The 25271-nt window shown below is 39.0% G+C and carries 28 protein-coding genes, 4 tRNA genes and 1 other RNA gene; 14 read left to right on the plus strand and 19 right to left on the minus strand.

Going from position 1 to position 25271, the window contains the following annotated elements; all coding sequences use genetic code 11:
- Nucleotides 1-99: 99 nt before the first annotated feature.
- From IPM62_00455 to IPM62_00495, 9 genes are all read right to left on the minus strand, one after another.
- Nucleotides 100-465 (minus strand): hypothetical protein, encoded by a 366-nt coding sequence (locus IPM62_00455; protein QQS39078.1) that lies wholly within the window; start codon nucleotides 463-465, stop codon nucleotides 100-102.
- A gap of 95 nt (nucleotides 466-560) precedes the next feature.
- Entirely contained in the window at nucleotides 561-911 is a 351-nt protein-coding gene (locus tag IPM62_00460) for a hypothetical protein (GenBank protein ID QQS39079.1), read from the minus strand.
- Nucleotides 912-914: 3 nt separating this feature from the next.
- On the minus strand, nucleotides 915-1304 hold the full coding sequence (locus tag IPM62_00465) for a hypothetical protein (protein ID QQS39080.1): 390 nt from the start codon (nucleotides 1302-1304) through the stop codon (nucleotides 915-917).
- A gap of 2 nt (nucleotides 1305-1306) precedes the next feature.
- The gene (locus IPM62_00470; GenBank protein QQS39081.1) at nucleotides 1307-1639 is read right to left on the minus strand and encodes a hypothetical protein; all 333 of its coding nucleotides are present in this window, start codon (nucleotides 1637-1639) and stop codon (nucleotides 1307-1309) included.
- Between the two features lie 4 nt (nucleotides 1640-1643).
- Nucleotides 1644-1958, minus strand: coding sequence for a hypothetical protein (locus IPM62_00475; GenBank protein ID QQS39082.1), 315 nt, complete (start codon nucleotides 1956-1958; stop codon nucleotides 1644-1646).
- Between the two features lie 54 nt (nucleotides 1959-2012).
- The gene (locus tag IPM62_00480) at nucleotides 2013-2348 is read right to left on the minus strand and encodes a hypothetical protein (protein QQS39083.1); all 336 of its coding nucleotides are present in this window, start codon (nucleotides 2346-2348) and stop codon (nucleotides 2013-2015) included.
- A 45-nt stretch (nucleotides 2349-2393) separates the two neighbouring features.
- On the minus strand, nucleotides 2394-3281 hold the full coding sequence (locus IPM62_00485) for a hypothetical protein (protein ID QQS39084.1): 888 nt from the start codon (nucleotides 3279-3281) through the stop codon (nucleotides 2394-2396).
- Nucleotides 3282-3296: 15 nt separating this feature from the next.
- A complete protein-coding gene (locus IPM62_00490; GenBank protein ID QQS39085.1) occupies nucleotides 3297-4682 on the minus strand; it encodes a hypothetical protein in 1386 nt (461 codons plus the stop codon).
- A 27-nt stretch (nucleotides 4683-4709) separates the two neighbouring features.
- Nucleotides 4710-5081 carry a hypothetical protein gene (locus IPM62_00495; GenBank protein ID QQS39086.1) on the minus strand — a complete coding sequence of 124 codons (372 nt, stop codon included), beginning with the start codon at nucleotides 5079-5081 and terminating at the stop codon, nucleotides 4710-4712.
- Between the two features lie 232 nt (nucleotides 5082-5313).
- Here IPM62_00495 and IPM62_00500 point away from each other — a divergent pair, with 232 nt between their 5' ends.
- The 4 genes from IPM62_00500 (at nucleotide 5314) to IPM62_00515 (ending at nucleotide 10050) form a co-directional block, all read left to right on the plus strand.
- The gene (locus tag IPM62_00500) at nucleotides 5314-7023 is read left to right on the plus strand and encodes a hypothetical protein (protein QQS39087.1); all 1710 of its coding nucleotides are present in this window, start codon (nucleotides 5314-5316) and stop codon (nucleotides 7021-7023) included.
- A gap of 88 nt (nucleotides 7024-7111) precedes the next feature.
- Entirely contained in the window at nucleotides 7112-7819 is a 708-nt protein-coding gene (locus IPM62_00505; GenBank protein ID QQS39088.1) for a PH domain-containing protein, read from the plus strand.
- Complete coding sequence (locus IPM62_00510) at nucleotides 7816-8040, plus strand: hypothetical protein (GenBank protein ID QQS39089.1); 225 nt, start codon at nucleotides 7816-7818, stop codon at nucleotides 8038-8040. The genes IPM62_00505 and IPM62_00510 overlap by 4 nt, the downstream gene beginning before the upstream one ends.
- Before the next feature lie 30 nt (nucleotides 8041-8070).
- The gene (locus IPM62_00515) at nucleotides 8071-10050 is read left to right on the plus strand and encodes a hypothetical protein (protein QQS39090.1); all 1980 of its coding nucleotides are present in this window, start codon (nucleotides 8071-8073) and stop codon (nucleotides 10048-10050) included.
- A gap of 68 nt (nucleotides 10051-10118) precedes the next feature.
- Here the strand turns inward: IPM62_00515 and ssrA are convergent.
- Both ssrA and smpB read right to left on the minus strand, forming a co-directional pair.
- Nucleotides 10119-10532, minus strand: a transfer-messenger RNA (tmRNA) gene (gene ssrA / locus IPM62_00520).
- A gap of 214 nt (nucleotides 10533-10746) precedes the next feature.
- Nucleotides 10747-11193 (minus strand): SsrA-binding protein, encoded by a 447-nt coding sequence (gene smpB / locus IPM62_00525; GenBank protein QQS39091.1) that lies wholly within the window; start codon nucleotides 11191-11193, stop codon nucleotides 10747-10749.
- Between the two features lie 198 nt (nucleotides 11194-11391).
- Here smpB and IPM62_00530 point away from each other — a divergent pair, with 198 nt between their 5' ends.
- Nucleotides 11392-11889 (plus strand): ComF family protein, encoded by a 498-nt coding sequence (locus IPM62_00530; protein ID QQS39092.1) that lies wholly within the window; start codon nucleotides 11392-11394, stop codon nucleotides 11887-11889.
- Nucleotides 11890-11908: 19 nt separating this feature from the next.
- On the opposite strand, the gene IPM62_00535 is transcribed toward IPM62_00530, so the two are convergent.
- The 4 genes from IPM62_00535 to IPM62_00550 form a co-directional block, all read right to left on the minus strand.
- Complete coding sequence (locus tag IPM62_00535) at nucleotides 11909-12439, minus strand: MFS transporter (GenBank protein QQS39093.1); 531 nt, start codon at nucleotides 12437-12439, stop codon at nucleotides 11909-11911.
- 49 nt (nucleotides 12440-12488) lie between these two features.
- Complete coding sequence (locus tag IPM62_00540) at nucleotides 12489-12902, minus strand: DUF1801 domain-containing protein (GenBank protein QQS39094.1); 414 nt, start codon at nucleotides 12900-12902, stop codon at nucleotides 12489-12491.
- Between the two features lie 32 nt (nucleotides 12903-12934).
- A complete protein-coding gene (locus IPM62_00545) occupies nucleotides 12935-13948 on the minus strand; it encodes a hypothetical protein (protein ID QQS39095.1) in 1014 nt (337 codons plus the stop codon).
- Between the two features lie 210 nt (nucleotides 13949-14158).
- Nucleotides 14159-14243 (minus strand) — tRNA-Ser (locus IPM62_00550).
- Between IPM62_00550 and IPM62_00555 the strand changes: the two genes are divergently transcribed.
- On the plus strand, nucleotides 14231-14437 hold the full coding sequence (locus IPM62_00555) for a hypothetical protein (protein ID QQS39096.1): 207 nt from the start codon (nucleotides 14231-14233) through the stop codon (nucleotides 14435-14437). The two genes, IPM62_00550 and IPM62_00555, sit on opposite strands and share 13 nt — an antisense overlap.
- Nucleotides 14438-14587: 150 nt before the next feature.
- Here IPM62_00555 and IPM62_00560 read toward each other — a convergent pair whose 3' ends face one another.
- Complete coding sequence (locus tag IPM62_00560) at nucleotides 14588-15049, minus strand: NUDIX domain-containing protein (protein ID QQS39097.1); 462 nt, start codon at nucleotides 15047-15049, stop codon at nucleotides 14588-14590.
- 527 nt (nucleotides 15050-15576) lie between these two features.
- Nucleotides 15577-15661 (minus strand) — tRNA-Ser (locus IPM62_00565).
- Nucleotides 15662-16093: 432 nt separating this feature from the next.
- Between IPM62_00565 and IPM62_00570 the strand changes: the two genes are divergently transcribed.
- The 8 genes from IPM62_00570 to rpoD all read left to right on the plus strand — a co-directional run bounded on the left by IPM62_00570 (nucleotide 16094) and on the right by rpoD (nucleotide 21713).
- Nucleotides 16094-16648, plus strand: a complete 555-nt coding sequence (locus IPM62_00570; GenBank protein ID QQS39098.1) for a hypothetical protein — start codon at nucleotides 16094-16096, stop codon at nucleotides 16646-16648.
- Between the two features lie 39 nt (nucleotides 16649-16687).
- Nucleotides 16688-16759: transfer RNA gene (locus IPM62_00575), tRNA-Arg, on the plus strand.
- Between the two features lie 61 nt (nucleotides 16760-16820).
- Nucleotides 16821-16905 (plus strand) — tRNA-Ser (locus IPM62_00580).
- A gap of 14 nt (nucleotides 16906-16919) precedes the next feature.
- Nucleotides 16920-17384: a GNAT family N-acetyltransferase gene (locus IPM62_00585; protein QQS39099.1), complete on the plus strand. Its 465-nt coding sequence runs from the start codon at nucleotides 16920-16922 to the stop codon at nucleotides 17382-17384.
- 75 nt (nucleotides 17385-17459) lie between these two features.
- Nucleotides 17460-18029: a class IV adenylate cyclase gene (gene cyaB, locus IPM62_00590; GenBank protein ID QQS39100.1), complete on the plus strand. Its 570-nt coding sequence runs from the start codon at nucleotides 17460-17462 to the stop codon at nucleotides 18027-18029.
- A gap of 424 nt (nucleotides 18030-18453) precedes the next feature.
- Complete coding sequence (locus IPM62_00595; protein ID QQS39101.1) at nucleotides 18454-18696, plus strand: hypothetical protein; 243 nt, start codon at nucleotides 18454-18456, stop codon at nucleotides 18694-18696.
- A gap of 80 nt (nucleotides 18697-18776) precedes the next feature.
- Nucleotides 18777-20561 (plus strand): DNA primase, encoded by a 1785-nt coding sequence (locus IPM62_00600; GenBank protein ID QQS39102.1) that lies wholly within the window; start codon nucleotides 18777-18779, stop codon nucleotides 20559-20561.
- A gap of 39 nt (nucleotides 20562-20600) precedes the next feature.
- Entirely contained in the window at nucleotides 20601-21713 is a 1113-nt protein-coding gene (rpoD, locus tag IPM62_00605) for an RNA polymerase sigma factor RpoD (protein ID QQS39103.1), read from the plus strand.
- Nucleotides 21714-21754: 41 nt separating this feature from the next.
- Here the strand turns inward: rpoD and amrB are convergent, their stop codons facing one another.
- Nucleotides 21755-22627, minus strand: coding sequence for an AmmeMemoRadiSam system protein B (amrB, locus tag IPM62_00610; GenBank protein QQS39104.1), 873 nt, complete (start codon nucleotides 22625-22627; stop codon nucleotides 21755-21757).
- A 1-nt stretch (nucleotide 22628) separates the two neighbouring features.
- Nucleotides 22629-25157 carry a DUF3160 domain-containing protein gene (locus IPM62_00615; GenBank protein ID QQS39105.1) on the minus strand — a complete coding sequence of 843 codons (2529 nt, stop codon included), beginning with the start codon at nucleotides 25155-25157 and terminating at the stop codon, nucleotides 22629-22631.
- Nucleotides 25158-25271: the final 114 nt, after the last annotated feature.

Genomic DNA, 25271 nt, shown 5'->3' on the forward strand with positions numbered 1-25271 from the left:
GTCCAATTATACTCTATATGTCTTGTAAATCGAAGCTATCGTAAAATAAATTTGCCCACAAAAAAAGCGACTTTCGTCGCTATTTTGAAAAACCACTACCTATTCGGCATTAAGAGGTGGTATAGTTAAGTTGCTTATTATATCGACTCCAAATACTAGATTTACAAGCTGGAGAATAGCCCAAGATGCAAATACTATTATAAGTCCAACCAAAGCTGCAGTAATTTGATTTCTAGCTGCTTCAGTTTTACCTTTATCCCCACCGGAAGTTATCCATTTGATTCCTCCGAGAACTAGCATAAAGAAGAAAATTACCGATGCTAAAACTAAGACTACAGCAATTGCCCATTCAATTACTGCTCCAAAAGAAACAGATTGTAAATTAGAAAAACCTGCTGGAGCATCTAAAGAAACTTGTCCTGAACCGTCTCCTGCTAAAACCAATCCTGTTAAAATATTCATCATGTTATTTTTTTGCTTATTTCTCTTAAGCTGTATGTATTATGCAGTGAGATCTTTTTCTTGTCAATAGGGAAAAATAGCCTCATTTTACACGCACTTTAGGGTGTATTTAGGAAAAAGTTCTCCAAGTTTATATTAACCAAAGAGACATCAAACGCTGCTTGTATAAGTTGGATTATGATAAAAAGAAGTAAAAGTACTGCCATTCCGGTTAGTCCTGCATATATTTTTTTCTTAGCAACTTCGATTTTTCCTCTTTCGCCGCTAGAAGTAATCCATCCGATGCCACCAGTCATAAGCATAAAAAGTAAAATCATTGCGGCAACCATAATACCGATTGCGATACCCGCTCTTACTAAACCGCTAATAAACTGTCCGAAGGTATAATTTTTTGCAATATCGGGAGTAGCTGTGTTTTCCAGAGCATATAGTGTAGAAGCAACTATCATAAATTAAGTAATTGCCATTATGGCTCTAATAGAATTGTTTATTTCAAGAACGTCTACACCAATTACTGCCCCAACTATACCCGCGATAAAAATCGCGGATACGACAATAACCAGCCCAATTACGCCATAAGTGATATCGTCTCTTCCCGCAGCCACTTTTCCCTTGTCTCCACCTGCCGTAACGATTGCTATTCCGCCCGTCAAAATTTTTATAACAAAAAGAATGAAAGCAATGACGGTTAAAGTTCCGATGACAACAGATATAACCATCTCAAGCCTTTTGGGCCCATCAAGGAAATGAACAAATGTCGGTCGATCTTCGAATCCGAGATTGCCCTGACCGCGTAAAGGTCCAACTGAAACATCTGCAGCGATTTTTGAAAATTTATCCATATTTATACGCCGGGTAAAACGGGACTTAATATAAAATTCTGATCTCGGAAAATAAGTCTGCTAATGATTGCAGCGATGATAAAGCCTCCCGCCGAAAGAGTTAGTCCGAGAATTGATTGCCAAATTTTAGCCCACGCCATTTGGATTTTCTTGGGATCACCACTCGCAGACAAAAAACCGTAACCCGCAAATATGAAGTTGAAAAGAGCATAAATTCCCGCACCGACTATTAGAAGGTTTAATCCAATGTTTATTAATACTCCAAACCCACCACCAAACCCACCCAAACTTTGGAGCTGATCCGGTTCTTCAATAGGTCCAATTAAGCCAAACATAATTTTAGATAACTGAATTCGTGATAAATTCCGATCCTGATATAAATTCGATATATTGTATTATCCAGTAAGACATAAACATAACAAAAAAACCAATCAAAGCAAAAGTAATCGTTTTCTTACTTTTGGCCATATCATCGGGCGAATTATTACCGGCACCTTTGACCATATTGAATCCTGCACTAACGATCGCAAAAAGTATTATTACTCCAGCTATCGTATAGACGACGATAATTAAATTCGCTATTATCGGACCCGTTTCGCCGGATACGATAGGTGCATGATATTCCGCTCCGATATCGACTGCAAGTTTTTGCATTATCTGATTTTATACTTAGTAAACCAATATTTGCAATTGTCTTTGGTTAATTAATTAAGTAAAGATAGTAAAAATTACATCAATGTCAAACAGCAGTCCAACAACTTTCACTATCCAATACGACACAAAAACAATGAAAAATCCCAAAAAAGCATACGTTATTTTTGCTTTTCCCGCCTCAACTGCTTTAGGATTACCCGCAGAGGTCATAAGTTGGAATCCACCAAATAACAAATAAAGCAAAAGCAGTATTCCGGCAAAGGTATAAAAGTAGGGAATTAACTTAATGATTACTGCATCTATTCCTTTCCCCGTGAACCTGGTTGCCGCCGGATCGTTAATAAATGCCTCGTTTTCAAGCTGTGTAAAGTCTATTTGTGCCAGTTTCATAATGTAAGTTTAGTTGGTATTGCTCGAAAACTCAATTGTACAAACTTATATTCCCAGACCAGGAATACCTAAAATTTGAACTCCTGAGAGCCGTAGAATAAATGCTGAAAAAATGAGAACAAACAAACCTGCCAGTGCCGCGGCAAAAATTGCCTTGGCTAATTTTGCCCTTTCCGGATTACCTGCTGACAATTTCATTAAAATTCCCGAGATTGCAATAAGAATAAGTGCCAGTCCGCCTCCCATTGAAAGACCCATCCTCAACCAAAACTTTGAAAATTCGGTCAAGACAGGATCGCCTTGCGAATCTACGATGGGTATACAACCGATTGCCGTCCACATTTTTCCCCATTGTGCGTCTTTAGTCGGATTTCCTTGTTGATCGCAAAATATTTCAAGTGGAGTAATTTCTCCAAAAAATTGTCGTGAATTACATAAGCATATACCGCTACCATCCATGTCTTCGTCGATACAATAAGTTATGTTGTTTGCCGGATCATCCGGATCACAGGGTCCCATCGGGCTCCAGCAGTCAAGACCGGATAGCATGGGATCACAGGTAGACCCTCCGGAAGATTGACATTCACCGACCACGCAGCTTTCGTCCGGTGGACAGTCACCCGACTGACGGCATTCGATATTTTTTGCCGGGAAAGTGCAAAAGCAGTTGCAGATATTCGTTCTTCCGTTAGGGCTTTCTTCATATGTACATTCGCCACTAACACTGTTTGTACACCAATTGTCAACAGTTGGGATGCTACCAACTTCGCCAACACACGCATCGTGGCAATATCCTAAATATGGATAAGTTGGATCTGTAGGATCACAATCGGTATTATCCAACAAAAATGCATGGGCGGATTGCACATGTATATTAACAAGAACAAACAGAATAAGTAGAAAGGGTATGATTTTTACTATTTTAATTTTCATAACAAAGTATTTTCTTTATTGTAAACCGGGAATACCAAGAATGCTTATCCCGACTACTCTTAATAAGTATGCGGAAAATATTACTAAAATAAGAGCGGCAATTGCGCCGAGCATTAATTCTTGTGCGTACTTAATTTTCTGTGGATTACCAACAGATATTTTTATTAAAATTCCGGAAACGGCAATAATTAATAGTGCTAGTCCACCCGCCATTGAAAGACCGATTCTCAACCAAAAAACCGAAAATTGTGTCGAGAAGAAAGTGTCAGCATCATTTATCATCGGTATACAGCCAACGGCGGTATAGAGCAAACCGGTTGCGGAAGATGAGGTCGGGTCGCCGTCTTCATTACAGAAGAGTTTTGGCCTCCATAAACTTATGCTGTAGTTGGAACATGCGGGATAAATAATACAACATTCCGTTCCGTCGACCCTCTCTCGCCGGCAATCCCAGTCGTTAGGATCACAGTTTAGGTCAGTACAATCAACAGCGTGTATGCCTATAGAAGCACCATTTGCGTCGATACAATCAACACCGCTAATTCTTCCACATTCAGCATCTGATGTAGGGGGAGTATATCCTGCACACAGTTCTGGTGGCCAGGCACAAGTGTGATTTAAACCCTGCACTCCGCAATACACCGCCGGACAGATGGGAAAGCTGGTTATGATATCAATACATCCTGATCCTATCGTATATACCCCGGTGCCGTTAGCGTAATTCGGACATACATCATAATTATCGCCTGGATCCAATGAGGGACATTCCCCCTGCGAAGAACAGCAGATTTCTGTTTCCGGGTTAACATAATCAACTCCACAGGCATATGATGGATTAATTACGCCACTTACTCCGACACAGTCACCTTGATCATCAACAACTCCACATCCTGCAACTTGTTGTTGAATACAACACACCTCGGACGGGGTATTGCATGAATATCCGGGATCAGGAACCCAAGGGGATGGACATTGGCCTATATAGCAATTAACACCTGGGCAACTTGGTAAACTGGGTGTCGGTGTGCCCGGGCCGACTGTCGGGCTGGGAATTGGTGTAGGAGTTGGTTGGCAACCTGATGCCAAACACGAAGCAAGCCCCTGAGTATAACAAGATGAGCCATCGGGACATCCGGGAACACACTGTGAATTTACACATCCGTGGGGACATTGAGCTGTTTCCTGACAACAAACAGTATTTCCATAAACTTCTCCACATTCGACGAATGGTGGTTCCAGTAGTGTACCCGAAGCAACGATATAGCAATCACTACCTGTCAATATTCCACAAAGCGCTTGTACTTGGGTGTTTAATAAGAAGAACCAAATAAAAAGAATGCCACCAAAAATAAAAAATGTTCTTGTGAATTTAATCAAGCGAAAAAAATTGCGAATACACATTTTTATATAGTATAGCCATTTGGGTATCTAGATAGATAAATTGGGGATGCCCAGAATATTAATACCCACCAATCTTAAAATAAACGCCGAGAAAATTACCATCAGGAGACCGGCGATTGCAGCTGTCAGGAGTTCCTTGCCTCCTTGTACTTTTTGTGGATTACCGGCAGCAGTTGTGAGGATGATTCCGGCATATGCCATAAGAACCAGGGCGATACCACCCGCGATTCTTAAACCCCATCTCAAAATAAAAATAGCAAAAGCAGATTCGCTTCCGACGGGGATACAACCAATGGCGGTATTAATATGTGCATCGGGACATCCTACAGTCGGATTGTTTGCATAAACAGAAGTTGGTAATACAAACAAAATAGCCAATATAAAAAGAAAACGCTTCATATAAGAATTGTATCACGACATATGTCGTCCTTTGAATTGTTAAAAATGGATATTAATAATGCGAAACAAATCGTGGACATTGCCAATAAACCAAGAACGTGAAGAGTAATGTAAATAACCAAGGTAGAGTCGGCGATTGAGGTGGAAATTAGTTGATGTGACAACATACATCGTGCGACCTTTCAATTTTTAAACACCTAGTTTGATTAGTCTTTGCTATAATTTATTATTGATGCAAATAAAGTCTTACCGATTATTACGAAAACCACTTTTTACAACACTTTTTATTCTTTGCAGTTTATTTTTTCTGGTGGAGGTTATTTCTGTAACGGCGTCAAATTGCGATAGTGCAAATTATGATTGCCAGATCGCCGAAATTCAAAGAGAAATCGATGCCCTTCGACCCGCGCAAGAATATAACAAAAAAGAACTGGGGGATCTGCGAAATCAAGTAAAAAGCTTGGAAAGTCGAATAAATAACCTTTCTGTACAGCTTTCCGATCTTAACATCAGTATTTTGAAAAGAGAGGAAGATCTTGCCTATACAAAAGAAATTTTCGAAGAGAAAACTCACAACCACTACAAATTGTTGCGTGTTTATGACCCCGTCTTGTCCTTTTTATCATCCAAAGAAGCTTCGGAGGCATTGCGGGAAATGAACTTTAGAAAAATTGCGGCAGAGGAAGATAGGTCTTCTATTGAAAAATACGCGGAAGATCTTGTAAATCTAAAAAACGACCGTGAAGAACTAAAGAAAAACCAAGAGAATTTGGCATCGGCTAAAGCACAAGTTGCCAAAAGAGCGGAGTTTCTGGAAGGTGAAGTGGAAGCGACTGAGAGTCATCTTGCAAATTTATCTTCAAAACAGGAGTCACTTAAAGCATTGAAAGAGGGAGGGTTCCAAACTTCGATTGGGAATACGCCTCCAACCCTTGAGCCATGTTCAGGTCCGGCAGGATCGTCAAATTATTGTGCACCGGGTTTTAGCCCTGCATTTGCAGCATTTTCATTCGGAGCGCCACATCGAGTTGGCATGAGCCAATATGGTGCTTACGGTAGAAGTAAATCGGGACAAAGTGCAGAGCAAATTTTAGCGGCTTACTTTAGTGGTGCCGATCTTACGAAAGGATTTGCCGCATCTTCTACTATCAATGTCGACGGCTATGGAACAATTTCGCTTGAGGATAATTATCTTTTGGGAATTTACGAAGTGCCCGAAAGTTGGGGAGATAGCGGTGGACTTGAAGCGTTGAAAGCACAAGCTGTTGCAGCAAGAAGTTATGCACTTGCGGTCACCAACAATGGTGCCGGATCTATTTGTACAACGGAAAGCTGTCAAGTTTATAAACCGCAACTTAAAAGCGGTAAGTGGGCTGAAGCTGTTCGAGCAACACGAGGATGGGTTTTAACCAAAGGTGGTGTTCCCGCCAAGGCGTATTATTCGTCAACCACGGGAGGATATACGATTTCTCAGTGGGGATGGAATGGAATAAAAGATACTTCGGGAGCATGGCCGGAAACCGCATATGAAAAAATATCGGGATCTCCCTGGTTCTACAAAGGATGGTATAAAAGCCGCGGGGGAGCAAGTTGTGGACGAGGAAATCCTTGGCTGACAAGCAATGAAATGGCAGATATTCTAAATGCTTGGCATGTGTTGTATAAAGGCGGGGGTGATGCGGGCAGAATTTCACCACTAGATGTAAGCTGTTGGGGCGGAAATCCTTATAGTCAAAGTGATTTGGTTGGTATTGGTGGTTATACTTCGGTCTCCGGTGTATCTGTGGTGTACTCCAATTCCGGTTTTACACAGTCTGTTACCTTTGGTACCAACAAAGGAAGCGTTTCTATGACAGGGGAAGAACTAAAGCGAGCTTTTAACTTGAGAGCACCGGGTTATATTGGTATAAAAAGTTCACTTTTCAACATCGAAAAAATCTGAGATATATTTGTAATTAAAGTTTTTTGGGAAATGGTCTTTTAAGCTTAACCTTCTAACCGCTTCCCGGCTTTGGTGGTATACTTCATTTATGACTGTTACAACCACGCAAGACAAACATCATTCGGAACTAAATAATATCGATAACCGTAAGCGTTTTGCTCCCGAACGTGCTAGACGACGGAAACGGCTCGATATGGTTTTGGAAAACGATTTCAGGAAAAAAGCACCCGATTCCGAAAGCTCGTTTTGTACGACATTTTGCTACTATCCAAGTAAGATAAAGTTTGCCGGTGAGGATCCGGAAGAAGAGATAATACTACTTCTTCGCAAACATCCGTTTACAAATATTGGTTGGATTTTGCTCGTCTTTGTATTGCTTATTTTACCCGCGTTTTTGAGTGTTTTTCCGTTCTTTGATCAAATGGCTGTTGGTTTTCAAATAATGGCATATATCGTCTGGTATATGATTGTAACCGCACTTGTCCTGGAGGAGTTTTTAAGTTGGTATTTTCATGTAAACATTGTTACGGATGAAAGGATTATTGAAGTTGATTTCCTGAATTTAATTTATCGCGAAATAACCGACTGCAATATCGATAGAATAGAAGACGTAACGGTAAAAATTGGTGGCGGATTAAGGACCCTTTTCAACTTCGGAGATGTGCAAATACAAACATCGGCGGAAATACCTCAGATAAAATTTGAAGATGTACCGCGTCCGGATGTGGTTGCCAAAATTTTACGCGAGTTACGACTTGAAGAGGAACAAGAACAACTGGAAGGAAGGGTAAGATGAATTTAGAGTTTGATCCAACAAGTATTATTACAGGCGTACTCGAAACAGGTGCTTTAATTTTTATGGCACTTTATATTGTCTTTGCTGTAATCGTTGTTAAGCAAATAAAGATAATGACCGAAACACTTGTTGTAAATTACGAGAAACAGTTGGTTTATTTGGCATATGCACATTTGTTTTTTGCAATTCTAGCCTTGTTGATCGGATTGGCACTTTTGTAATGTGTATTTTCTTTTGCGAATGTTCGTTAAATGAAACCAAAGCTTCTCAAAGTAGTATCCAGAAAACTGAATGTATCTCTTGGCGAGAAAAACTGGAATGTTTTCAACAGCTTTACGTTTGACCCCTCGGTTGATAAAAAAAGAGGTAGTTTGTTTGTACTTATTACCGCAACTTCAGAAGCAAGTGGTGTGGAGTTGGTGTCAATTCAAAGGACATTGGTTAAATTGTTATATGAACAGTACTATAAGAACCTAACTCTTACCGCATTTAATGCACTTACGAATGCGGTCAAAATTGCCGAGAAAGAGGCTGTCAAGACATCAAGTGACGTAAGTATTGGTGCCATTTCTTATTATAATAATACGCTCTATGTAGCAGCGTTTAATGCAAGTGTATTGATATACCGAGATACTAGTTTCTCGAAAATTATCACTGCTAATGCTGATGTTGTTAGCGCGTCAGGTTATCCAAAAAGAAACGATGTTTTAGTAATTGCTACCGATCAATTTACCAACACGTATTCGGAGTCATTACTGCGAAATACTTTTTTGACACATACGGACGAGAAGGTGTTGCTATTACATAATACAGTTGATCAACTTGAGAAATATGCCAACACAAAGAGTCATAACTTAGGAGCATGTTTTTTGAAATTTGAAGAGGAATCAGAATCGATATCTGAAGAGACAGATGATGCTTTAAATTCCTTCGAAGTTGATGATTTTAATAAAGAAATACAAACAATTCATCGCGTTTCACCCAGGGAAAACAATGAACCTTTCGGCGGAAACATTATTAGTCAAAAATCGTCCTTTATTTCTCAAATTACACCAAAGCTACTATTTGGTCTTAAAAACCGGGTCTCAAAAGACAAAATCGTGTCGTTTGAAGACCGTAGCAGGATGGATTCAAAGACAGTCAAAAAGAAAAAATTAACACTGTCAATTGGTTTAATTATCACACTTTTGCTTCTTACTAGTATTGTATTGGGTGTTTGGCAAAAAAAGAAAAAAGATGCCGTTACGCTATACGAACCTCGTCTTATGGCGGCTCAACATGATTTTAATGAAGCAATGAGTTTGTTTAGTTTAAGCCCCGAAAGAGCACGGGAACATTTTTTTCTAAGTCAAACCGTTCTTGATCAGCTTGTGCAAGAGAAGGTTGATGATGAACGATTGATAAATTTGACTAACGAATTACAAATAAATAGGGGGAAAATCTTGGGTGAATATATCGAAGAATCACAGGGTTTTGTTGACCTAACTTTGTTGAGTGACAATTTCCATGGAGACGATTTGGTGGCAAGCGATGAAAAAGTATATGTATTAGACAGAGTTGGCAGAAAACTTATCAGCGTGGCTATCGAAACTAAACGCAGTGAAGTGTTGGCGGGACCCGGCGCAATTGACGAGGAAGCTTTCTATATAGCTTCCTCAGCCGATAGAGTATATGTCAGCACAAAGGATGGCATTTACAGAGTAGACGAGGGGAAAGAGCTTGTTGGTGAGGAGGACTTAACTTATGCCGATCTGCCGTATTCATATGCAGCCAACCTGTATATAGTCGATACTGCAAATTCGGAAATTATTCGCTATTCGGCTTATGAGGGAGGTTTCAGTGAAGGAAAAAGCTGGCTTGTTGCATCGGCTGATCCCGATTTATCAAAAATAAAATCTCTATCAATTGATGGATCAATTTGGATGGTGAGTGAAACGGGCGGAATTTACAAATTCTCACTAGGGAATCAAATTAACTTTGAAGTGAGTGGTGTCTTTCCCCAGATAGAGAATGCGTCACAAATATTTACCACCGATGAATTGGAATACCTATATATTTTGGAACCCTCACAAAAAAGAGTCGTCGTTACAAACAAAGAAGGAGTATTTGTAGCGCAATATATTTCGGAAAAACTTACAGGAGCAATAGATTTTGCAGTAAGTGAAAAAAGTAAAAAAGTAATATTTTTGACAGGGGATAAATTGGAAAGTATTGACCTCAAACATTTCTAAGCATGCCCTTGTGAGGTAAAATTACTTCCACGACAATTCATTTACGAATAACATAAAATATTTACTTTTGGTGGAGACGGCGGGATTTGAACCCGCGTCCGTAAAAGCAACTCAAGAAATTTCTACAAGTTTAGCAAACCTTTTTATGTTCCCAATTACTTACCGGCTTGCAGGATGTATTTGGGTAAGACTAATATTTTATTAGATAACAAACGCCAGTCAACGCTTATTACTTATCTTAGCTTTATTATGCCCGGTCAAGATGCGGCTAAGAAGCGCTTCTTGCGGACACTGGTGTTACGCTAATGCGTAACTTGCGGCAGCATTAGGTTGCCCCAAGGTGCCGAAAAGCGCATTAAAGCGCTCTGCCAGACTGGGACTTTCGTCGTCAGCATGTATTTTTTGATCCTGTATTAACGAGTTGTGATCAAACTCGACTTGCATCTTTTAAATGTACTTTCCGTCGAAACCTGTACGTCCCCTCGTCGGAATATGCTTCGTTTACCGCAAATTGCTTATGCTTTTTGCTTTTCACTATGCAATTCCTCCTCTCAAATCGCAATGCGATTTGTTAGAAATATCTAATACAACCAGACAAACAATTTTTCGTCCATCGCCAAGCTTAAGGACTTCAAACGCATGTCGGTTGCTCCTTTCCAATTTTATTTTGTAAAATTGGGATAATACTTTAATTTTTTAAATTCTATTCTTATCTTTCTCGCCCCTAAATTCTCTTTCTATTTCTCTTTCGATGTCGTGTTTTTTGATACTTTCTTTTTTCTGGTGTTTGAGTTTAGATTTTGCCAAAGCAATCTCTATTTTTATTAAGCGCTTCTTAGTATACAGTCTTGTAGGCACGATAGTCAATTTTTTAGCCTTGATTTTGGTTTTTATGGAAACGATTTCACTTTTATGAAGTAGGAGCTTTCTGATTCTTGCTTGGTTGTAATTTTTCTTACCTTCCACCGGTATATCCGCATTGATTAGAAAAAGTTCATCTTCCATAACTTTTACATGTGAGTTGGAAAGATTGGCATGACCTCCCCGAATTGCTTTTACTTCACCGCCTAAAAGCGCAATTCCTGCCTCATACTTATCAAACAGAATGTAATTAAAATTAACCTTTTTGTTTACGATATTCATGGTAATACTATATTCTATCAGTTAATGAGTGTTTCTGACTTTTTGTTTCCTAAAAAGTGTATAACTTGCGGTAGGCAAGGCGTATATGTATGCAGGCAATGCCTGATGAAAGTCAAGTATGCGAAATCTATTTGTCCAATGTGTGGGAAGAGTTCAATAGATGGCGTGACACATGTAGCATGCCTAAAACCCTTGGGTATGGATGGGCTTACCTCGTTGTGGGAATATACAGGGGTAATAAAAAAGGCAATCGGCAAGCTCAAGTTTCAGTTTGCGACAGAAATTGCCAATGAACTAACCAAAGGCTTTGTGATTTCAATGAGATCAGCCGATAAACCGTTGCCAATAAATGTTACCTTGATACCGATTCCGCTTCATAGAATTAGGAAAAACTGGAGAGGTTTTAATCAAGTGGAGATTATTGGACAACACCTGGCGAAATATTACCGGTGGGGATTTGAACCTGATTTGTTGGTTCGACATGCAAATACGCTCCCTCAATCAAAACTTGCCAAAGATGAAAGAAGTAAAAACGTGCTTGGGATATTTTCTGTTTCCGAAAACAAGAGTGTGCAAAATGCCAATTTTGTATTGTTGGATGATGTGTGGACAACGGGATCTACGATGAAAGAGGCGACTAAAGTATTAAAAAGACACGGTTCGGGAAAAGTCTGGGGAATTACCCTGGCTCACTAAACCAGTTTGCCTTGTCTAGTCAGTTGAATTTGATAGAAGGCAGCAGCAAGTTGAATAGTACCCATTGTGATAAAAGGACGTCAAATGAAAAATTCTGAACAATCAGCCCGCCAACAATAATGGCCAATCCGCCCAGTATTTTTCCCTCGCCGTCTGCTAGACCCCAGACTGTTCCTGTTGTTTTTGGGTTTGAATATTTGTCGTAAAGCGCATACCAAGTAGGGTTGCTAAGAGAAAGTGCTAGGCCTAAACCGGCCTGAACTAAAATTAGGTGAAGTGGTGTTGCGACAAATAAGTAGCAGAAAGTAAACAAAGCTGTCAAAAAATAACCTAAAACAAGAATCTTCTCTTTTTTGTGATGGTCTGAGTATTTACCAATTATTATTACAAACATACCGGTAACAATAAGATAAATCGCCCAAGCCCAAGCGACGTCGAGAATGTCGCCTCCTACTTTTTCAGCAAATATTGCAAAAAGAGGACCCAACATGCCGTCTGCGAAATTCCACATATTACTACTAATTAATAGTACTTTTTCATTACGATTCATTGTCTAATGATACTCTTTTTCGATTACTCGCGAATGAGGTATATTGTAATTATTTAGAAATTAACCCAGGATTTTTTGCGGCTTTTTGAATAATCATTTTTAATGCAGGTAGGTTTATGTCTTCTAATTTTCTAAACCTAATACAGCTTTTCCCGACACTCACTTTTCCAAATTTTTCTTTGTATTTCTCTGCAATATACTCACCACCTTCGATTGCACAAATATAAATACTTACGTAATTTTTCTGATTAGCCAGAGCTATGATTGGCCAGTTTAATTTTTCTTTCTTGTAATTAGTGTAGGGGAAAGAGCCATACCCAAGCATATTGTGTGCAAAGTACACCCTTAAGTTTGGAGCCGCCTTGTGGATAAAGTTATGTAGAGTATTTACCATCTCTTTTCTTTCATCAGGCACCAAAGCAAGGTATGTTGATATTGAAGTAGCCCTACTTTCTTTAAACATATTCATAAACGTTTTCACTATTCAATTCACGGTTAATAAAGATTGTAACTTATATACGTTCCCTTGCAGGGATGTCCATAGCAAAAACTTGCTTGTAGTTCGGATGGAATAAAAATTGCCGAACCGATTGTCTCGTTCTCGCGGCAAATGGGATATTCATTGTCATTCGTGTCGGAGAGAATCCGTTTTATATCCTCGTCAGTCATATTGGTTGTTAACAACGAATATGCTCTTTCATATCGTGCATCCGAACTTTTGGTGTGAAACTTTTCAAGCGGTTTTAACTCATTAGTTAGATAATGATTGGTGTGCACATACGGTTCGTTAATAATATTTTGAATTCCGAGTTTATCTCCCGCGATTTCAATATTTCTAATTTCATTTCCGCACGCCAAGACATGGTTAAACCCGGACGCCTTATTGGTATTTCTAATTAACCTTTCGGCTTCATCAAGACTTTTTGTTTCCAATATTGCTCTGGCAACGTAGTTTTTAGGGACACCAATTTGTGCTGTTTGATAAATATCGTTTATGCATTGAACCAATCCCGCGTTGTTTAACGAAGCGGCGGAACCTGGAATTACAGACATATAGTTAAGTCCAATAAAAGCAATATTCTCAATTTCAATTTCAAGAATACATATTTCACTCAGTGCGCTAATCGACCAGTCTTCGTTGTGTCCAATGACAAGTTTTCCCTTGTCAAACCCAGCCACCACGGTGCAATGATCGATATTAGCTGAATGTTTTTTGTCGTGTGCTTCGGCTTCGTCGAACACTTCTCGGTTATTCATGAAAAAATATTCAACAAGCGGAATACCTGCAGCCTTGGCAATTTCTGTTGTTTCTTTCATTAAATGAGGAAAGAAGTATCTTGTTATATCCAAACATTTTTGGGATTTGGTTAAATAACTTTCATAATTAGGAATGGAGCGTCTTCTTTCCTTTATCCTTTGTGTGATTTTATCCCTAAATGTGTTTCCCAAAAATTCACCTACTTTTTCGTAGTTTCCTGACACTTTGTAGTACGGAAGATTTTTTGTCATTTACGCTACATTAGCCTGTTTGGTAAATAAATTCAACACATCAGGGGAAGAATATAAAATTACGATGACTAAAACATAAGAAATTAAGAAAAGTTGGAGGTGAGCGGAGGAGGTGGGATTCCTTTCGGCTCACTATGTTCGCTCAAGGCAAGCTTCTCATCCCGATTTATAAAACAAAATACCTCACACTTTGGTGAGGATTTTTGTTAGCGGAGGAGGTGGGATTCGAACCCACGTAGCCCGTAAGGACTCGGGCTTTCCAAGCCCGTGCAATTGGCCGCTATGCGACTCCTCCATTATTATTCAAAAGATGTCGCTCAAGCTTTCGCTTATGCGACTCCTCCAAAACTTATTTACAAATCAAGAGTCGGACAAGCTTTCGCTTATGCGACTCCTCCAAATCTTTTTTACAAATCAAGAGTCGGACAAGCTTTCGCTTATGCGACTCCTCCAAAACTTATTTATAAAACACTGCTTATATGTCATTAACCTAATATTTATCAAGATATAATTTATTTACTAATATGATCACCTACAAGAATGTTACGTTAGTAAATGTTATAAAATTGTTGGTCAATAAATATATACTACTAAAGGTTAACAGGAATGAGGGTATTATATCAAAAAGTGAAGATAAAATTACTTGAGATCATCTTCTTCCATCTGTTTGTCTTTACCGCTTTTTTTCCATTCGGCAAGTTCTTTGCGTGCAGCTTTCAGCATAGATTGATCTCTTTTTGATGATAGCTTTCTCGTTGCTTGTGCATACGGAAACCATTCGCCCTTGGTAAAACCGACAGCTTCTCCTGCACTGGAAAGCTCAATCATTAAATAATACAAATGTCTTTGCGGAACGGTTTTGTCGTTTATTGTTGTTACTCCACCGGCTCGACCGGCTTCTTCTAAGACTCGTGCGGTCATTCCCGCCTGTTCGCCCATTAGTCTGATTGCGGCTCTTACGGATGATTCACCTTTTCTGACAATTGTTTTGGGAAATTCCCACTCACCATCGTCAGATGTTTTAACTAAAAACCAATCATCTTTTTCACCCTTTTGTTTTGCAGTAACCGTACTTGAAATTAGCACTAAACTTTTATCCATTGTTGTTATTATACACGAAGTTTGTAAGTTATGAAGCCTGATTGAGGTTTAAGTCTCGTGTTTTTATGATTCGCTCGTGCAATGTTGGTGGATTGTGTCCACCGAAGTGAGCTTTGATGAACATGGGGCAAGGAGGTGGGATTTCTTTCGGCTCACTATGTTCGCTCAAGGCAAGCTTCTCATCCCGATGCATAAAACATAAAACTTCACACTTTGGTGAGGATTTTTGTTAGCGGAGGAGGTGGGATTCCTTTCGGCTCACTATGTTCGCTCAAGGCAAGCCTCTCATCCCGATACATAAAACTTCACACTTTGGTGAGGATTTTCTTGTTAGCGGAGGAGGTGGGATTCCTTTCGCTCACTATGTTCGCTCAAGGCAAGCTTCTCGTCCCGATACATAAAACATAAAACTTCACACTTTGGTGAGGATTTTCTCGTTTGCGGAGGAGGTGGGATTCGCTACACACAAATAAAATTCCTTACTTGTTGTGTCCATCGAACGCCAACTGTGACGCGAACCTCGTGAGCGGAGGAGGTGGGATTCGAACCCACGTAGCCGGTAAGGGCTCAGGATTAGCAATCCTGTGCAATTGGCCGCTATGCGACTCCTCCAAATCTTTTTTACAAATCAAGAGTCGGACAAGCTTCCGCTTATGCGACTCCTCCAAAACTTATTTATAAATCAAGAGTCGGACAAGCTTTCGCTTATGCGACTCCTCCAAAATGTAATCATTGAGGAGAGTGCACAAAGTTCTCACGTAGTGAGGTTTTTATGCGACTCCTCCTAAATTATTTAAAAACGCTTAAAGTAATGCACCAGAAATATTGTTAACTTTACTTCAACTAACGCTTTGGCAAGTCATTATACCAAAGTTAAAGACTTATCAGTAGTTTTGAATTTGCTTAAATCAAATTTTGTAAGCAGATAGTTTTAAGCATTTTCATAATCAACCAATTGTTAGTTTACCAGCAATTTAATTTCTCGAATGGGTAGCAATATTAAGTTTGAAAAAATAAATAATAATGTATACTTAAAGTACTAGCATGGAAAAGGAAAACGTTAAGCTTGAAAAACCGGTAGAACAAGAAGATGATATCAAGCGTGTAATTGTTGAGACCCCAAACGAAAAATCGCTTTATAAATGGCGGGGGAGCGCACGAGCTTTTAAAAAACGTGATCGAGATTTTTGGGTGTCAGTTATTGCCATTGCATCGGTGACCGGTTTTATACTTTTTATTATTGAAGGGATAATTTCTGTAATACTTATTATTTCAATCTTGTTTCTATATTACGTTTTGAGCACGGTAGAACCCGGAGAAATCGACTATGAAATTACAAACAAAAGTATTATTATTGCCGGTGAGAAAAATCCACTAGAGAATTTTATTTGGTTCTGGTTCGGACAAAGTCTTGGAAATGAAGTGTTGGTTTTGGGCTCTGTTAATATGCCCGGCAGACTTGATTTGGTTTACAAATTAGAAGATAAAGAGAAATTGCGCAAGGTGCTTTCCCCGTATCTACCGGAACTAACCGATTCTCCAACGAGAACCGATAAAGCGACAGAATGGTTGTCAAAGAAAATCCCCGCAAATAAATAACTTCATCAAATACTTTCTGTGCGGTATAATAGCCAATAAGCTCCCGTAGTTTAATGGACAGAACAAGGCTTTGCGGAAGCCTAGATGCAGGTTCGATTCCTGCCGGGAGCACTTAATAAGTATTTCATGTGCTTTCGAGTTAAACATTAACTTACCAGAAAACTTTTTTAGTGGAGGGTTGGCAGAGTGGACAAATGCACGGGTCTCGAAAACCCGAGGGATTTTTCCCTGCACAGGTTCGAATCCTGTACCCTCCGCACGAAATTGAATTATGATTATTAGACCATTCCAGACAAGCGACTTGTTGCAAATTAGTGAAATTGTAGCTTCATTACATCCAAAGTGGTTTGACAATAACGCCGTGGTTAATATTCCGATAGATGCACAGCTTGGAAGATCTTTTGTCGCACAAGATAATAAGAAAATTAAAGGTTTCATTATTCTTTCGTCACTTGAAGGCAAAGTGTGGATAAATTGGATAGGTGTAGATTTAAGTTTCCAAGGACAATTGTTTGGAACTAACTTATTGAAACATGCGGAGAACATCTTGAAAGATCTCGGAGTAAAAGAGTTAAGAGTTGATACGGTTATAGAACAGTTACCGGCTGATGGAAGTTATGACAAAACGATAAGATTCTATCTAAAGAATGGTTTTAAAGTTGTCAAAAAGTACAAACAGCGAACTTTCAATGAGTTTGTTTATCGAAGAGGTGTAATGTTAAAGAAACTCCATTAAACTGTTCTACCGCGCTTATCGATTTCATTGTATTATAAGATAACTTAACCAATAAATATAAATCCGTACTCCAATATGGCAAATAAAGATATTGAAATCGAAATAAAACTACCCTTAAAAAATGCGTTGGAAGTTAAGAAGTTTCTTAATAAAAAAGGGAAGTTAGTAGCGCGCGACATATTCCAAAAAGATACTTACTTTGTACCGATACATAGGAATTTTTTAGATGTTAAATTTCCTTTTGAGTGGCTAAGGCTCAGGGAATCTTCAAAAGGTTTTTCACTAAATTACAAACATTTTTACCCTGAGAACGTAAAAAAGACCGATTACTGTGATGAGTATGAGACAAAAATCGACGACGTTACTGTTATGAAAAAAATTCTTCAAAGTCTAGATATTAAAGAAATTGTGACGGTAGAAAAAACGAGAACAACTTGGATATTCGAAGGTGTGGAGGTTGTGGTTGATAAGGTTAAAAATTTAGGCGATTTTATTGAACTTGAGGCAAAAACGTATTTTGAAAATCCACGAGACGGAAAGAAGTTACTTTTTGAAACACTTAAGAAATTAAATGCACGCGTTGGAGAAGAGGATCTAAGAGGATATCCATTTAGAATTTTGGAGATGAAGGGATATAAATATTAAGAGTTAAATTCATTTGGGGTTTTTCAACCCAATCTTGTACACATTATTAATTTAGTTTAAACAATAAACGTGGAGTGGGTTATGAAAAATGTACACTAAAAAACCAACAAATATTTCTTGTTGAGAAATGTACAAGATTGTTGAAGATTATAGATTAACATGTTTTGGTTCACGACCTTTCGTAACCTTGAAACTGTTTTGAAATGTAAGTATGGAGGGATATTTGTTTGCTGGAAAATTTATGCTAATTCTAATGATATTTGTGGCAGCATGGTCAACTCTTTAACAGAGTTTTTTTACTTTATAATTCAAATTATTATATGCATGTATACATTTCAGACTTGGTAGTTATTTTCTGTACAAGCACTGTTGATAAACAAATTGGCAATAACTATTACCTTGAGTTATAATGAGAAGAGCGAATATGTTTAGATTTATTACAAGTCACTTTTTACCCGAAGCACACGCCCAGGCTGTTACGGAAGGAATGATTGAATCAGACGTCCCATTTTCAGACTTTGTTCGGCAATCTGAAGCCGATCCATGGCCTAAAGACGTAGACGATACACAGTTACTTACACAAGCACATCGCGACGTAAAGCATGTTATAGCAGGTGACGAAGTTGGAAGATCTGTTATAGATAGATACTTCGGGAAAGAGAGGTAGTATACTTTCAAATTACAAGTAATTGATAAATAGCATTACTTAATCCACGCACTTTGCGTTTGTGTTAAAATCGGCAAAGGATGACAGATAATCAAGTCGAGGAAGTAAAGGCAAAAACGGACATCGTGACCGTTATTGGAGAATACGTGAATTTGACGAAAGCAGGCCGCAATTACAAGGCTAATTGTCCATTTCACAACGAAAAATCCCCATCTTTTATAGTGTCACCCGAGATGCAACGCTACAAATGTTTTGGTTGCGGTGTGTCAGGTGATGTTTTCACTTTTTTAGAAGAATACGAGGGACTTGAATTTTACGAAGCCCTGAAAAGTCTAGCCAGTAAAGCCAATATTAAACTTAAAAAACCGACCGGAAACAAAAGCGATAAAGAAAAGCTCCTTGAGGTTAATAGTCTGTTGGCAAAATTTTATCATTATTTATTGGTCAAACATCCCATTGGCAAGCCCGCTTTGCACTATCTTCTTGATATAAGAAAATTGAAAAGAGAAACACTTGAGACATTTCAGTTGGGATTTTCTCCGGAAGACAGCAGTATTTTTCGTCAGTTTATAATTGGCAAAAAAAAGATTGACACAAAAATTCTACATACCTTGGGAATTTTAGTTGATGAGAAAAAGATCTGGGATAGATTCAGGGGAAGAATAATTTTTCCTCTAATTGATCACAGGGGTGAACCGATTGGTTTTGCAGGACGGATATTACCGCAGTTTGATTCCGGAAAAGTTGGTAAGTACATCAATTCTCCCCAAACCCCCTTGTATCAAAAATCGTTCCATTTGTATGGATTAAACATAACCAGAAGTGACATTAAAAAGAAACGGGAAGTGATTATGGTTGAGGGTGAACTTGATTTGATTTCGGTTTGGCAAGCAGGGATAAAAAACACTGTTGCAATTAAAGGAAGCGCAATTACCCAAGAGCAGTCTTTTTTGATAAGACGATTTGCCGATAGGGTTATCCTGGCACTTGATGCTGATATTGCGGGTGATGCTGCTGCAAGACGGGGGATTGCAATTGCCGAAAAAGCCGGTTTAGAAGTTAGGATTGCGCAACTTGGTAAATATAAAGATCCCGATGATGCGGTCAAGGCAAACCCTGACGATTTTAGAAAAATCATCGCAACAGCGGTACCCATTTGGGACTTTTTAATTGAAAGTGCAATTGCAAGGTACGGTGATTCTACAGGTGTTCAAAAATCGAAAGTCAGTAAAGAAATTGTTCCTGTCCTCGCTTTGATTAATGACCAGATTGTAAAGGCGCATTATATCGGAATTGCAGCAAAAAAACTCGGCGTGCCGGTCGAGGCCGTAACTAAACAAGTAGCTGGTTACCATGTCGAAAAAAACGCACAGGTTCCAAAACTGGAATTTGTTCAACCGAAAGAAGGGACTCATAGGCGTGATCTGATTGAACGAAGATTGTTGGCGGTTGCTTTTGCTAATGATCCGACAAATTTATTAACCAATGAAATCAAGTCCAGTTTCCGTACTGTATTGGCAATAAAAATAATCGATTGTTACAAGTCGTTTATGCGTATTAATAAACAATATAATCTGTCGGGATTTTCTTCATATTTACCACAAGAGTTGTATGAAGGTTTCAGCGACGCAATTATGGAGGACTTATCCAATCAAGGTAAAAATGCTTCCCCGGATCGAGAATTTAACATGCTGGTTGTTGAATTAAACAAACTGGATATCAAACAAGAACTTGAAACTCTCGCGGAGTCATTTATAAAATTAGAAAGCACTAAACAGAAAAAAGAATTGAAGGAAGCACAAAAATTGTTTAGGGAAAAGTCGCACCAACTGGCGGAAATTGAAAAACGCTCTTTGCTCAAATGAGCTTATCGCTGTATAATTCACCCTAGCTTAAAGAAATTTATGACAAATACGAAAACAAATTCAAAACCTTCGAAATTAACCAAATCGCAAGAAGATCTAATAAAACAAGGTAAAGAGCAGGGATTTTTGACACAAGACAATATCTTGGAAGTGTACCCCGAGGCAGAAAAACATCTTGATGAATTGGATGCTTTGTACGATATCCTAATTGCCGAAGGATTGGATGTTTTCGAGAGTGTTGTCGGTGAAGAATTTGAAACCGATGACTTGGCACGGGATAAATTGGACAAAGAAATCGAAATTCTTTCCAAACTCTCAGGTGCGGAAAGCACCGATCCCGTCAGACAATATTTACGTGAGATTGGAAAAGTACCCTTACTTTTTGCAGAAGAAGAAGTGGAATTGGCGAAACGTTTTGAGAAGGGTGAGAAATTTGCTAAAGATAAACTTACAGAAAGCAATTTGAGGTTAGTCGTTTCGATTGCCAAAAAATATATCGGTCGCGGACTTTCTCTCCTTGATTTAATCCAAGAAGGTAATCAGGGTCTTATTCGTGCGGTAGAAAAATACGACTGGAGAAAAGGATATAAATTCTCAACTTATGCAACATGGTGGATAAGACAGGCGATAACACGAGCGATCGCAGATCAAGCAAGGACGATTAGAATTCCTGTCCACATGGTGGAAACGATCAATAAACTTTACCGAATTAGCAGGCGTTTAATGCAAGAAAAAGGTAGAGAACCGACTGCTGACGAGATTGCAGAAGAAGCGGAAGTAGAACCGGAACGTGTACGCGAAATCTTTAAAATAGCTCAAGAAGTTGCCTCATTGGAAGCTCCCGTCGGAGAGGACAAAGAGAGTTTTCTTGGGGATTTCATACCCGATGATAACCAATTGTCTCCAGTGGATGCCGCGAGCAAGCAACTTTTAAAAGATCACCTTGATGAAGTGTTGGCGACTCTTTCGGAAAGAGAAGCAAAGGTTCTTAAACTCCGTTTTGGACTTGAGGGCAGTAAACAAATGACCTTGGAAGAAGTTGGAAAAGTCTTCGGTGTAACTCGTGAACGAATTAGACAAATCGAAGCAAAGGCGTTAAGAAAACTCAAACACCCCAGTAGAAGGAAAAAACTTCAGGATTATTTGGAATAATTGGAATTATCTAAAGACACCCGAATAAACTTTGACAACAATTACTTCACGAAATAAAAAGTTATGTAACTGGTTGTGCCGTCTAAATTATCGATATCTACCAGTTTAGCCGAATTTGTGTTTACAAGTAACTGTGGCGTAGCGGTGTTTTCCTTCATAAGTTTGGAGATAATATACACAGAGGCGGGTGTATCGACATGTTTTACGGAATCTAAATTGTAAATTTTATCAAGGTGGAAGTTGGTAATTACCTCTATGCTTTGTTTGTCAAAACCGTCTGCCATGTTTGATGTTTGGTAATGCGAGAAATCGGCACTTACGAGAACCAAAACATCCTCACTCAATGATCGTAAAATTTCAGTCAATTGGTCACATTCCTCTTTGGTAGTGGTCGATTTGACGGTAATTGGTACAAGTTTCGCAGACGGAAATTTCTTTTTTATAAAGGCGACTGTTCCGTAAACGGCGTGTTCGTTTTCGAAAACATTTTCATTGTGTCCGGCTGTGTCTTTAGATATGTTATCCAATATTTCCACATTGGGGTTTAACTCACCGTAAGGTGTTTCCCACCTCGCATAAGAAACCTGGATATTGTCATATCCTGCATTGTAATGATTTGGCGTAATCAAAATAATGGTGTCGAAATTTTCTTCGATACCGTCAAAAAATGCTTGAATTATCGGTGCCGCAAGTAAGTGGTGGGGGATAATTCCGCCAAGTACTTTTCCATTTGGAGATATGCGGTATTTGACGGCTTTTTCTTCGGCTTGATTGTAAAAATCAAGATCATACTGCCTCGAGGAATGAGTAAGAGTGTGATTAGAGTCGACATTGTTGTCGCGGTGTACGAGGTAGATTTGTCCAAACAAAGATAGGATTACAAAACTAGAAAAAACAATCAGCAACCACTTCATGTTATGGAGTAATGATGTCTGTCACCCAACTTGGTGTAGGGGGTAATTGCTCCTTTCCCTCATACACTATTTCTTGCCATTTTTCATCTGTTAACCTTCGTTCAAGCGGTTGAGTAAACTCGTAATAGCTATATACTGCGCCCCGTGTCAATCTGGTGCCGTTGGTGTCTTTTACGGCAACATAGATAATCATCGGAGTACCCGTTGCCTCATATAAAATTTGATTCTTTGTCGCATCGGTATGTACATCGGCAACAATTCCCATGCGCGCATCTTTTTCGCGCATGATATCTCCATCTAAGCTCCATACGATGTTGGGGAAATTATAGGTAACGTAATTTCTAAGTTTCTCAAATTCTTCATCCGAAATTTTTTGGTCAGTCAACTCTTTTTCGGCAATTTCTTTAAAGAAATTAAGCGCTTTGTCGAAGTTTTCGAATTTTTGTTTCATTCCGTCAATGAGAAGGTCGTTATCATCCAAACCTTCGAGAGTCATTTTGTTTAAAGCAATAAGTCTCGTTATGAAAGACAAATCGGGTTCAACATATCCTTTGGGGACGGGTGGAATTTCTCCCTCCTCCGGCCCACCTCCCATTTCTGCATACGATTGTTTGGCATACAAGAGTGTATCGTGTCGTAGTTCTGTCCATGAACCAAGTACGGTATTGAGCGATTTTTTGTTCCAGGCATAATTTCTCATAAAACCGGGATAACCATCACCGTGCTCTTCGAAAAGCGGCATAAAGTTATAAAGCCACGCCCAATAGATATTTTGCGTCCATGTTTTTTCATCCAATGACAAAAATTCACCCTTTAATTTATTTTGTACTTGTGCAATAACCCTATCCGAATCGGGGGCATTTTCTTTCACCCAGTCGTCTAAAAGTGGGTCAGCGGTTTTATTGCCGAGAATTGACATGACCATTAACGATGTCGGAGTGGAAGGTAAATATTGACCTGTTGTCTCATCGGGTTTTTCGTCTCCTTGTGTTAACTCACTAAACATATAACTGTCAGGAATAAAGCGCTGTCCCATAAATCTGAAACCTTTGGTACTTTGCAGTAACTCGTCTTTTGTGGGTGCCTGCAGCGGATCAAAAGTTTTTATTTCAGATAGAATTTTTGGACCCGCCAACAGCTGTGCCTTTTGTCTTAAGATCTCCAATTTAGCCAGATCTTTAAAATCGGTTAGTTTAACACTATCGCCATAAACCTCGTTTACCAAATCGGAATACTGGTAGTAAGTAAGATCATCACTTTGTCCCACAAAAAACACGGTCGGTAAGTAAATATCTTCCCAGAGACTTGATGCTCTTGTTTTGTCGTAGTCGACATGTCCAAGTTGCCATGCAATTATTGCCGCATCTTGCGTGAGGAATTCGTTTCTCAATTCAAAATTGCGCCTGCCATACCACATCATAGCTCTGAAATAACTTCGAAGTGTCGAATTTTTTGTATAATGGCCGCGCGGAGTGTACTGGGTATAATCCTCAAGTAAATCCGGTGTAAATTTTCCAAAAAGGGGAGACTCGCTTGGTGCTTGTGCGTCGAAAATTAAATTCAGTTCTTTTTCTGCAAGAGAATAAATTTCATCCGGAACATCATTCTTGTATTTTTCCAGATTGGTTAACATGCGCTCTTTTGTATCTACTGATTCGTCGGTCTCCAATGCTGATTGCTGTTCTTCGACTGTTTCGAAGTACATAGTTTTGTTTTCTGTGTTGCTGGTGTCAAGAATTACGAGTGGAATCAGATAATAAGTAGTAATTCGCGACAGGCTGCTCGTTAGTTCGGAATCCTTATTTTCTTTGTAACTCACGATAGAACTTTCATATAGTGCTTTGGTCAAAGTATGTAATTTGGAATGCATTTTTGTTTCTTCAATCTTTTGAAATGTTCGATCAATAAGCACATGGTACGTATGAAGGAGTAAGTCCGAAGTTATAAAAACCGCATTTTCAGGTTGTCGGTCATATTGACTAGTTGATCCACCAACCTTCATGTATATATCAATCATATCGTCGACTCTGTTTCCGTTGCCGGATCGGGGTTCAAAAATTGGAGTCTCGGGGTCTGAATATGTGATTTGCGTTGGTTTTATAAAAAAACCATTCCGTGTTAGTTGGGACGTGAGATTTTCATCGATCTGAAAACCTCCGCTTTGTGATACTTCCGATAAATTAGTTATTTCAGGAACAGAAATGGTGTAAGCAGGCAGGGAAGGTTTAATAGTTGATTTAATCTCTTTGTACTCTGCGAAGACGCCTGGGCTTGTAATACGGAAACTGTGTTTTGTATCAAGATTATTGGTTGAGTCAGCCCTGTTTTTTGCTAGGTGTGTGATTGTAAATAACCCGATTGCGACAAGGATAGAAATAGCCAATAACACCCTTTTTAAAGTAATAGGTTTTGTTTTGGGTGTGTGGGCAACGGGATCAGTTTTATTAAACACACTTTGCTCTCCATTGATATTTTCTGTGTTTTGAGGATTATCGGAAATTTGGTTTACGGGAGGAATACCTTCATCCATACTCTCATCTTAAGCGTTATGTGCCCCCTTTTACAATAACGGTATTTTAAAAATTTCGGTCTGAATATCAAACTGTCATTAAACGAGCCAACAAAACTCTTGAAAGAAATAGGT

The sequence above is a fragment of the Candidatus Woesebacteria bacterium genome, assembly GCA_016700095.1.
GTDB lineage: Bacteria > Patescibacteriota > Microgenomatia > UBA8517 > UBA8517.

Excerpts from the sequence above, each read along its gene's own strand:
- IPM62_00455 (QQS39078.1), bottom strand. The coding sequence starts at position 465 with ATGATGAATATTTTAACAGGATTGGTTTTAGCAGGAGACGGTTCAGGA.
- IPM62_00460 (QQS39079.1), bottom strand. The coding sequence starts at position 911 with ATGATAGTTGCTTCTACACTATATGCTCTGGAAAACACAGCTACTCCC.
- IPM62_00465 (QQS39080.1), bottom strand. The coding sequence starts at position 1,304 with ATGGATAAATTTTCAAAAATCGCTGCAGATGTTTCAGTTGGACCTTTA.
- IPM62_00470 (QQS39081.1), bottom strand. The coding sequence starts at position 1,639 with ATGTTTGGCTTAATTGGACCTATTGAAGAACCGGATCAGCTCCAAAGT.
- IPM62_00475 (QQS39082.1), bottom strand. The coding sequence starts at position 1,958 with ATGCAAAAACTTGCAGTCGATATCGGAGCGGAATATCATGCACCTATC.
- IPM62_00480 (QQS39083.1), bottom strand. The coding sequence starts at position 2,348 with ATGAAACTGGCACAAATAGACTTTACACAGCTTGAAAACGAGGCATTT.
- IPM62_00485 (QQS39084.1), bottom strand. The coding sequence starts at position 3,281 with ATGAAAATTAAAATAGTAAAAATCATACCCTTTCTACTTATTCTGTTT.
- IPM62_00490 (QQS39085.1), bottom strand. The coding sequence starts at position 4,682 with ATGTGTATTCGCAATTTTTTTCGCTTGATTAAATTCACAAGAACATTT.
- IPM62_00495 (QQS39086.1), bottom strand. The coding sequence starts at position 5,081 with ATGAAGCGTTTTCTTTTTATATTGGCTATTTTGTTTGTATTACCAACT.
- IPM62_00500 (QQS39087.1), top strand. The coding sequence starts at position 5,314 with ATGCAAATAAAGTCTTACCGATTATTACGAAAACCACTTTTTACAACA.
- IPM62_00505 (QQS39088.1), top strand. The coding sequence starts at position 7,112 with ATGACTGTTACAACCACGCAAGACAAACATCATTCGGAACTAAATAAT.
- IPM62_00510 (QQS39089.1), top strand. The coding sequence starts at position 7,816 with ATGAATTTAGAGTTTGATCCAACAAGTATTATTACAGGCGTACTCGAA.
- IPM62_00515 (QQS39090.1), top strand. The coding sequence starts at position 8,071 with ATGAAACCAAAGCTTCTCAAAGTAGTATCCAGAAAACTGAATGTATCT.
- smpB (QQS39091.1), bottom strand. The coding sequence starts at position 11,193 with ATGAATATCGTAAACAAAAAGGTTAATTTTAATTACATTCTGTTTGAT.
- IPM62_00530 (QQS39092.1), top strand. The coding sequence starts at position 11,392 with ATGGATGGGCTTACCTCGTTGTGGGAATATACAGGGGTAATAAAAAAG.
- IPM62_00535 (QQS39093.1), bottom strand. The coding sequence starts at position 12,439 with ATGAATCGTAATGAAAAAGTACTATTAATTAGTAGTAATATGTGGAAT.
- IPM62_00540 (QQS39094.1), bottom strand. The coding sequence starts at position 12,902 with ATGTTTAAAGAAAGTAGGGCTACTTCAATATCAACATACCTTGCTTTG.
- IPM62_00545 (QQS39095.1), bottom strand. The coding sequence starts at position 13,948 with ATGACAAAAAATCTTCCGTACTACAAAGTGTCAGGAAACTACGAAAAA.
- IPM62_00555 (QQS39096.1), top strand. The coding sequence starts at position 14,231 with ATGCGACTCCTCCATTATTATTCAAAAGATGTCGCTCAAGCTTTCGCT.
- IPM62_00560 (QQS39097.1), bottom strand. The coding sequence starts at position 15,049 with ATGGATAAAAGTTTAGTGCTAATTTCAAGTACGGTTACTGCAAAACAA.
- IPM62_00570 (QQS39098.1), top strand. The coding sequence starts at position 16,094 with ATGGAAAAGGAAAACGTTAAGCTTGAAAAACCGGTAGAACAAGAAGAT.
- IPM62_00585 (QQS39099.1), top strand. The coding sequence starts at position 16,920 with ATGATTATTAGACCATTCCAGACAAGCGACTTGTTGCAAATTAGTGAA.
- cyaB (QQS39100.1), top strand. The coding sequence starts at position 17,460 with ATGGCAAATAAAGATATTGAAATCGAAATAAAACTACCCTTAAAAAAT.
- IPM62_00595 (QQS39101.1), top strand. The coding sequence starts at position 18,454 with ATGTTTAGATTTATTACAAGTCACTTTTTACCCGAAGCACACGCCCAG.
- IPM62_00600 (QQS39102.1), top strand. The coding sequence starts at position 18,777 with ATGACAGATAATCAAGTCGAGGAAGTAAAGGCAAAAACGGACATCGTG.
- rpoD (QQS39103.1), top strand. The coding sequence starts at position 20,601 with ATGACAAATACGAAAACAAATTCAAAACCTTCGAAATTAACCAAATCG.
- amrB (QQS39104.1), bottom strand. The coding sequence starts at position 22,627 with ATGAAGTGGTTGCTGATTGTTTTTTCTAGTTTTGTAATCCTATCTTTG.
- IPM62_00615 (QQS39105.1), bottom strand. The coding sequence starts at position 25,157 with ATGGATGAAGGTATTCCTCCCGTAAACCAAATTTCCGATAATCCTCAA.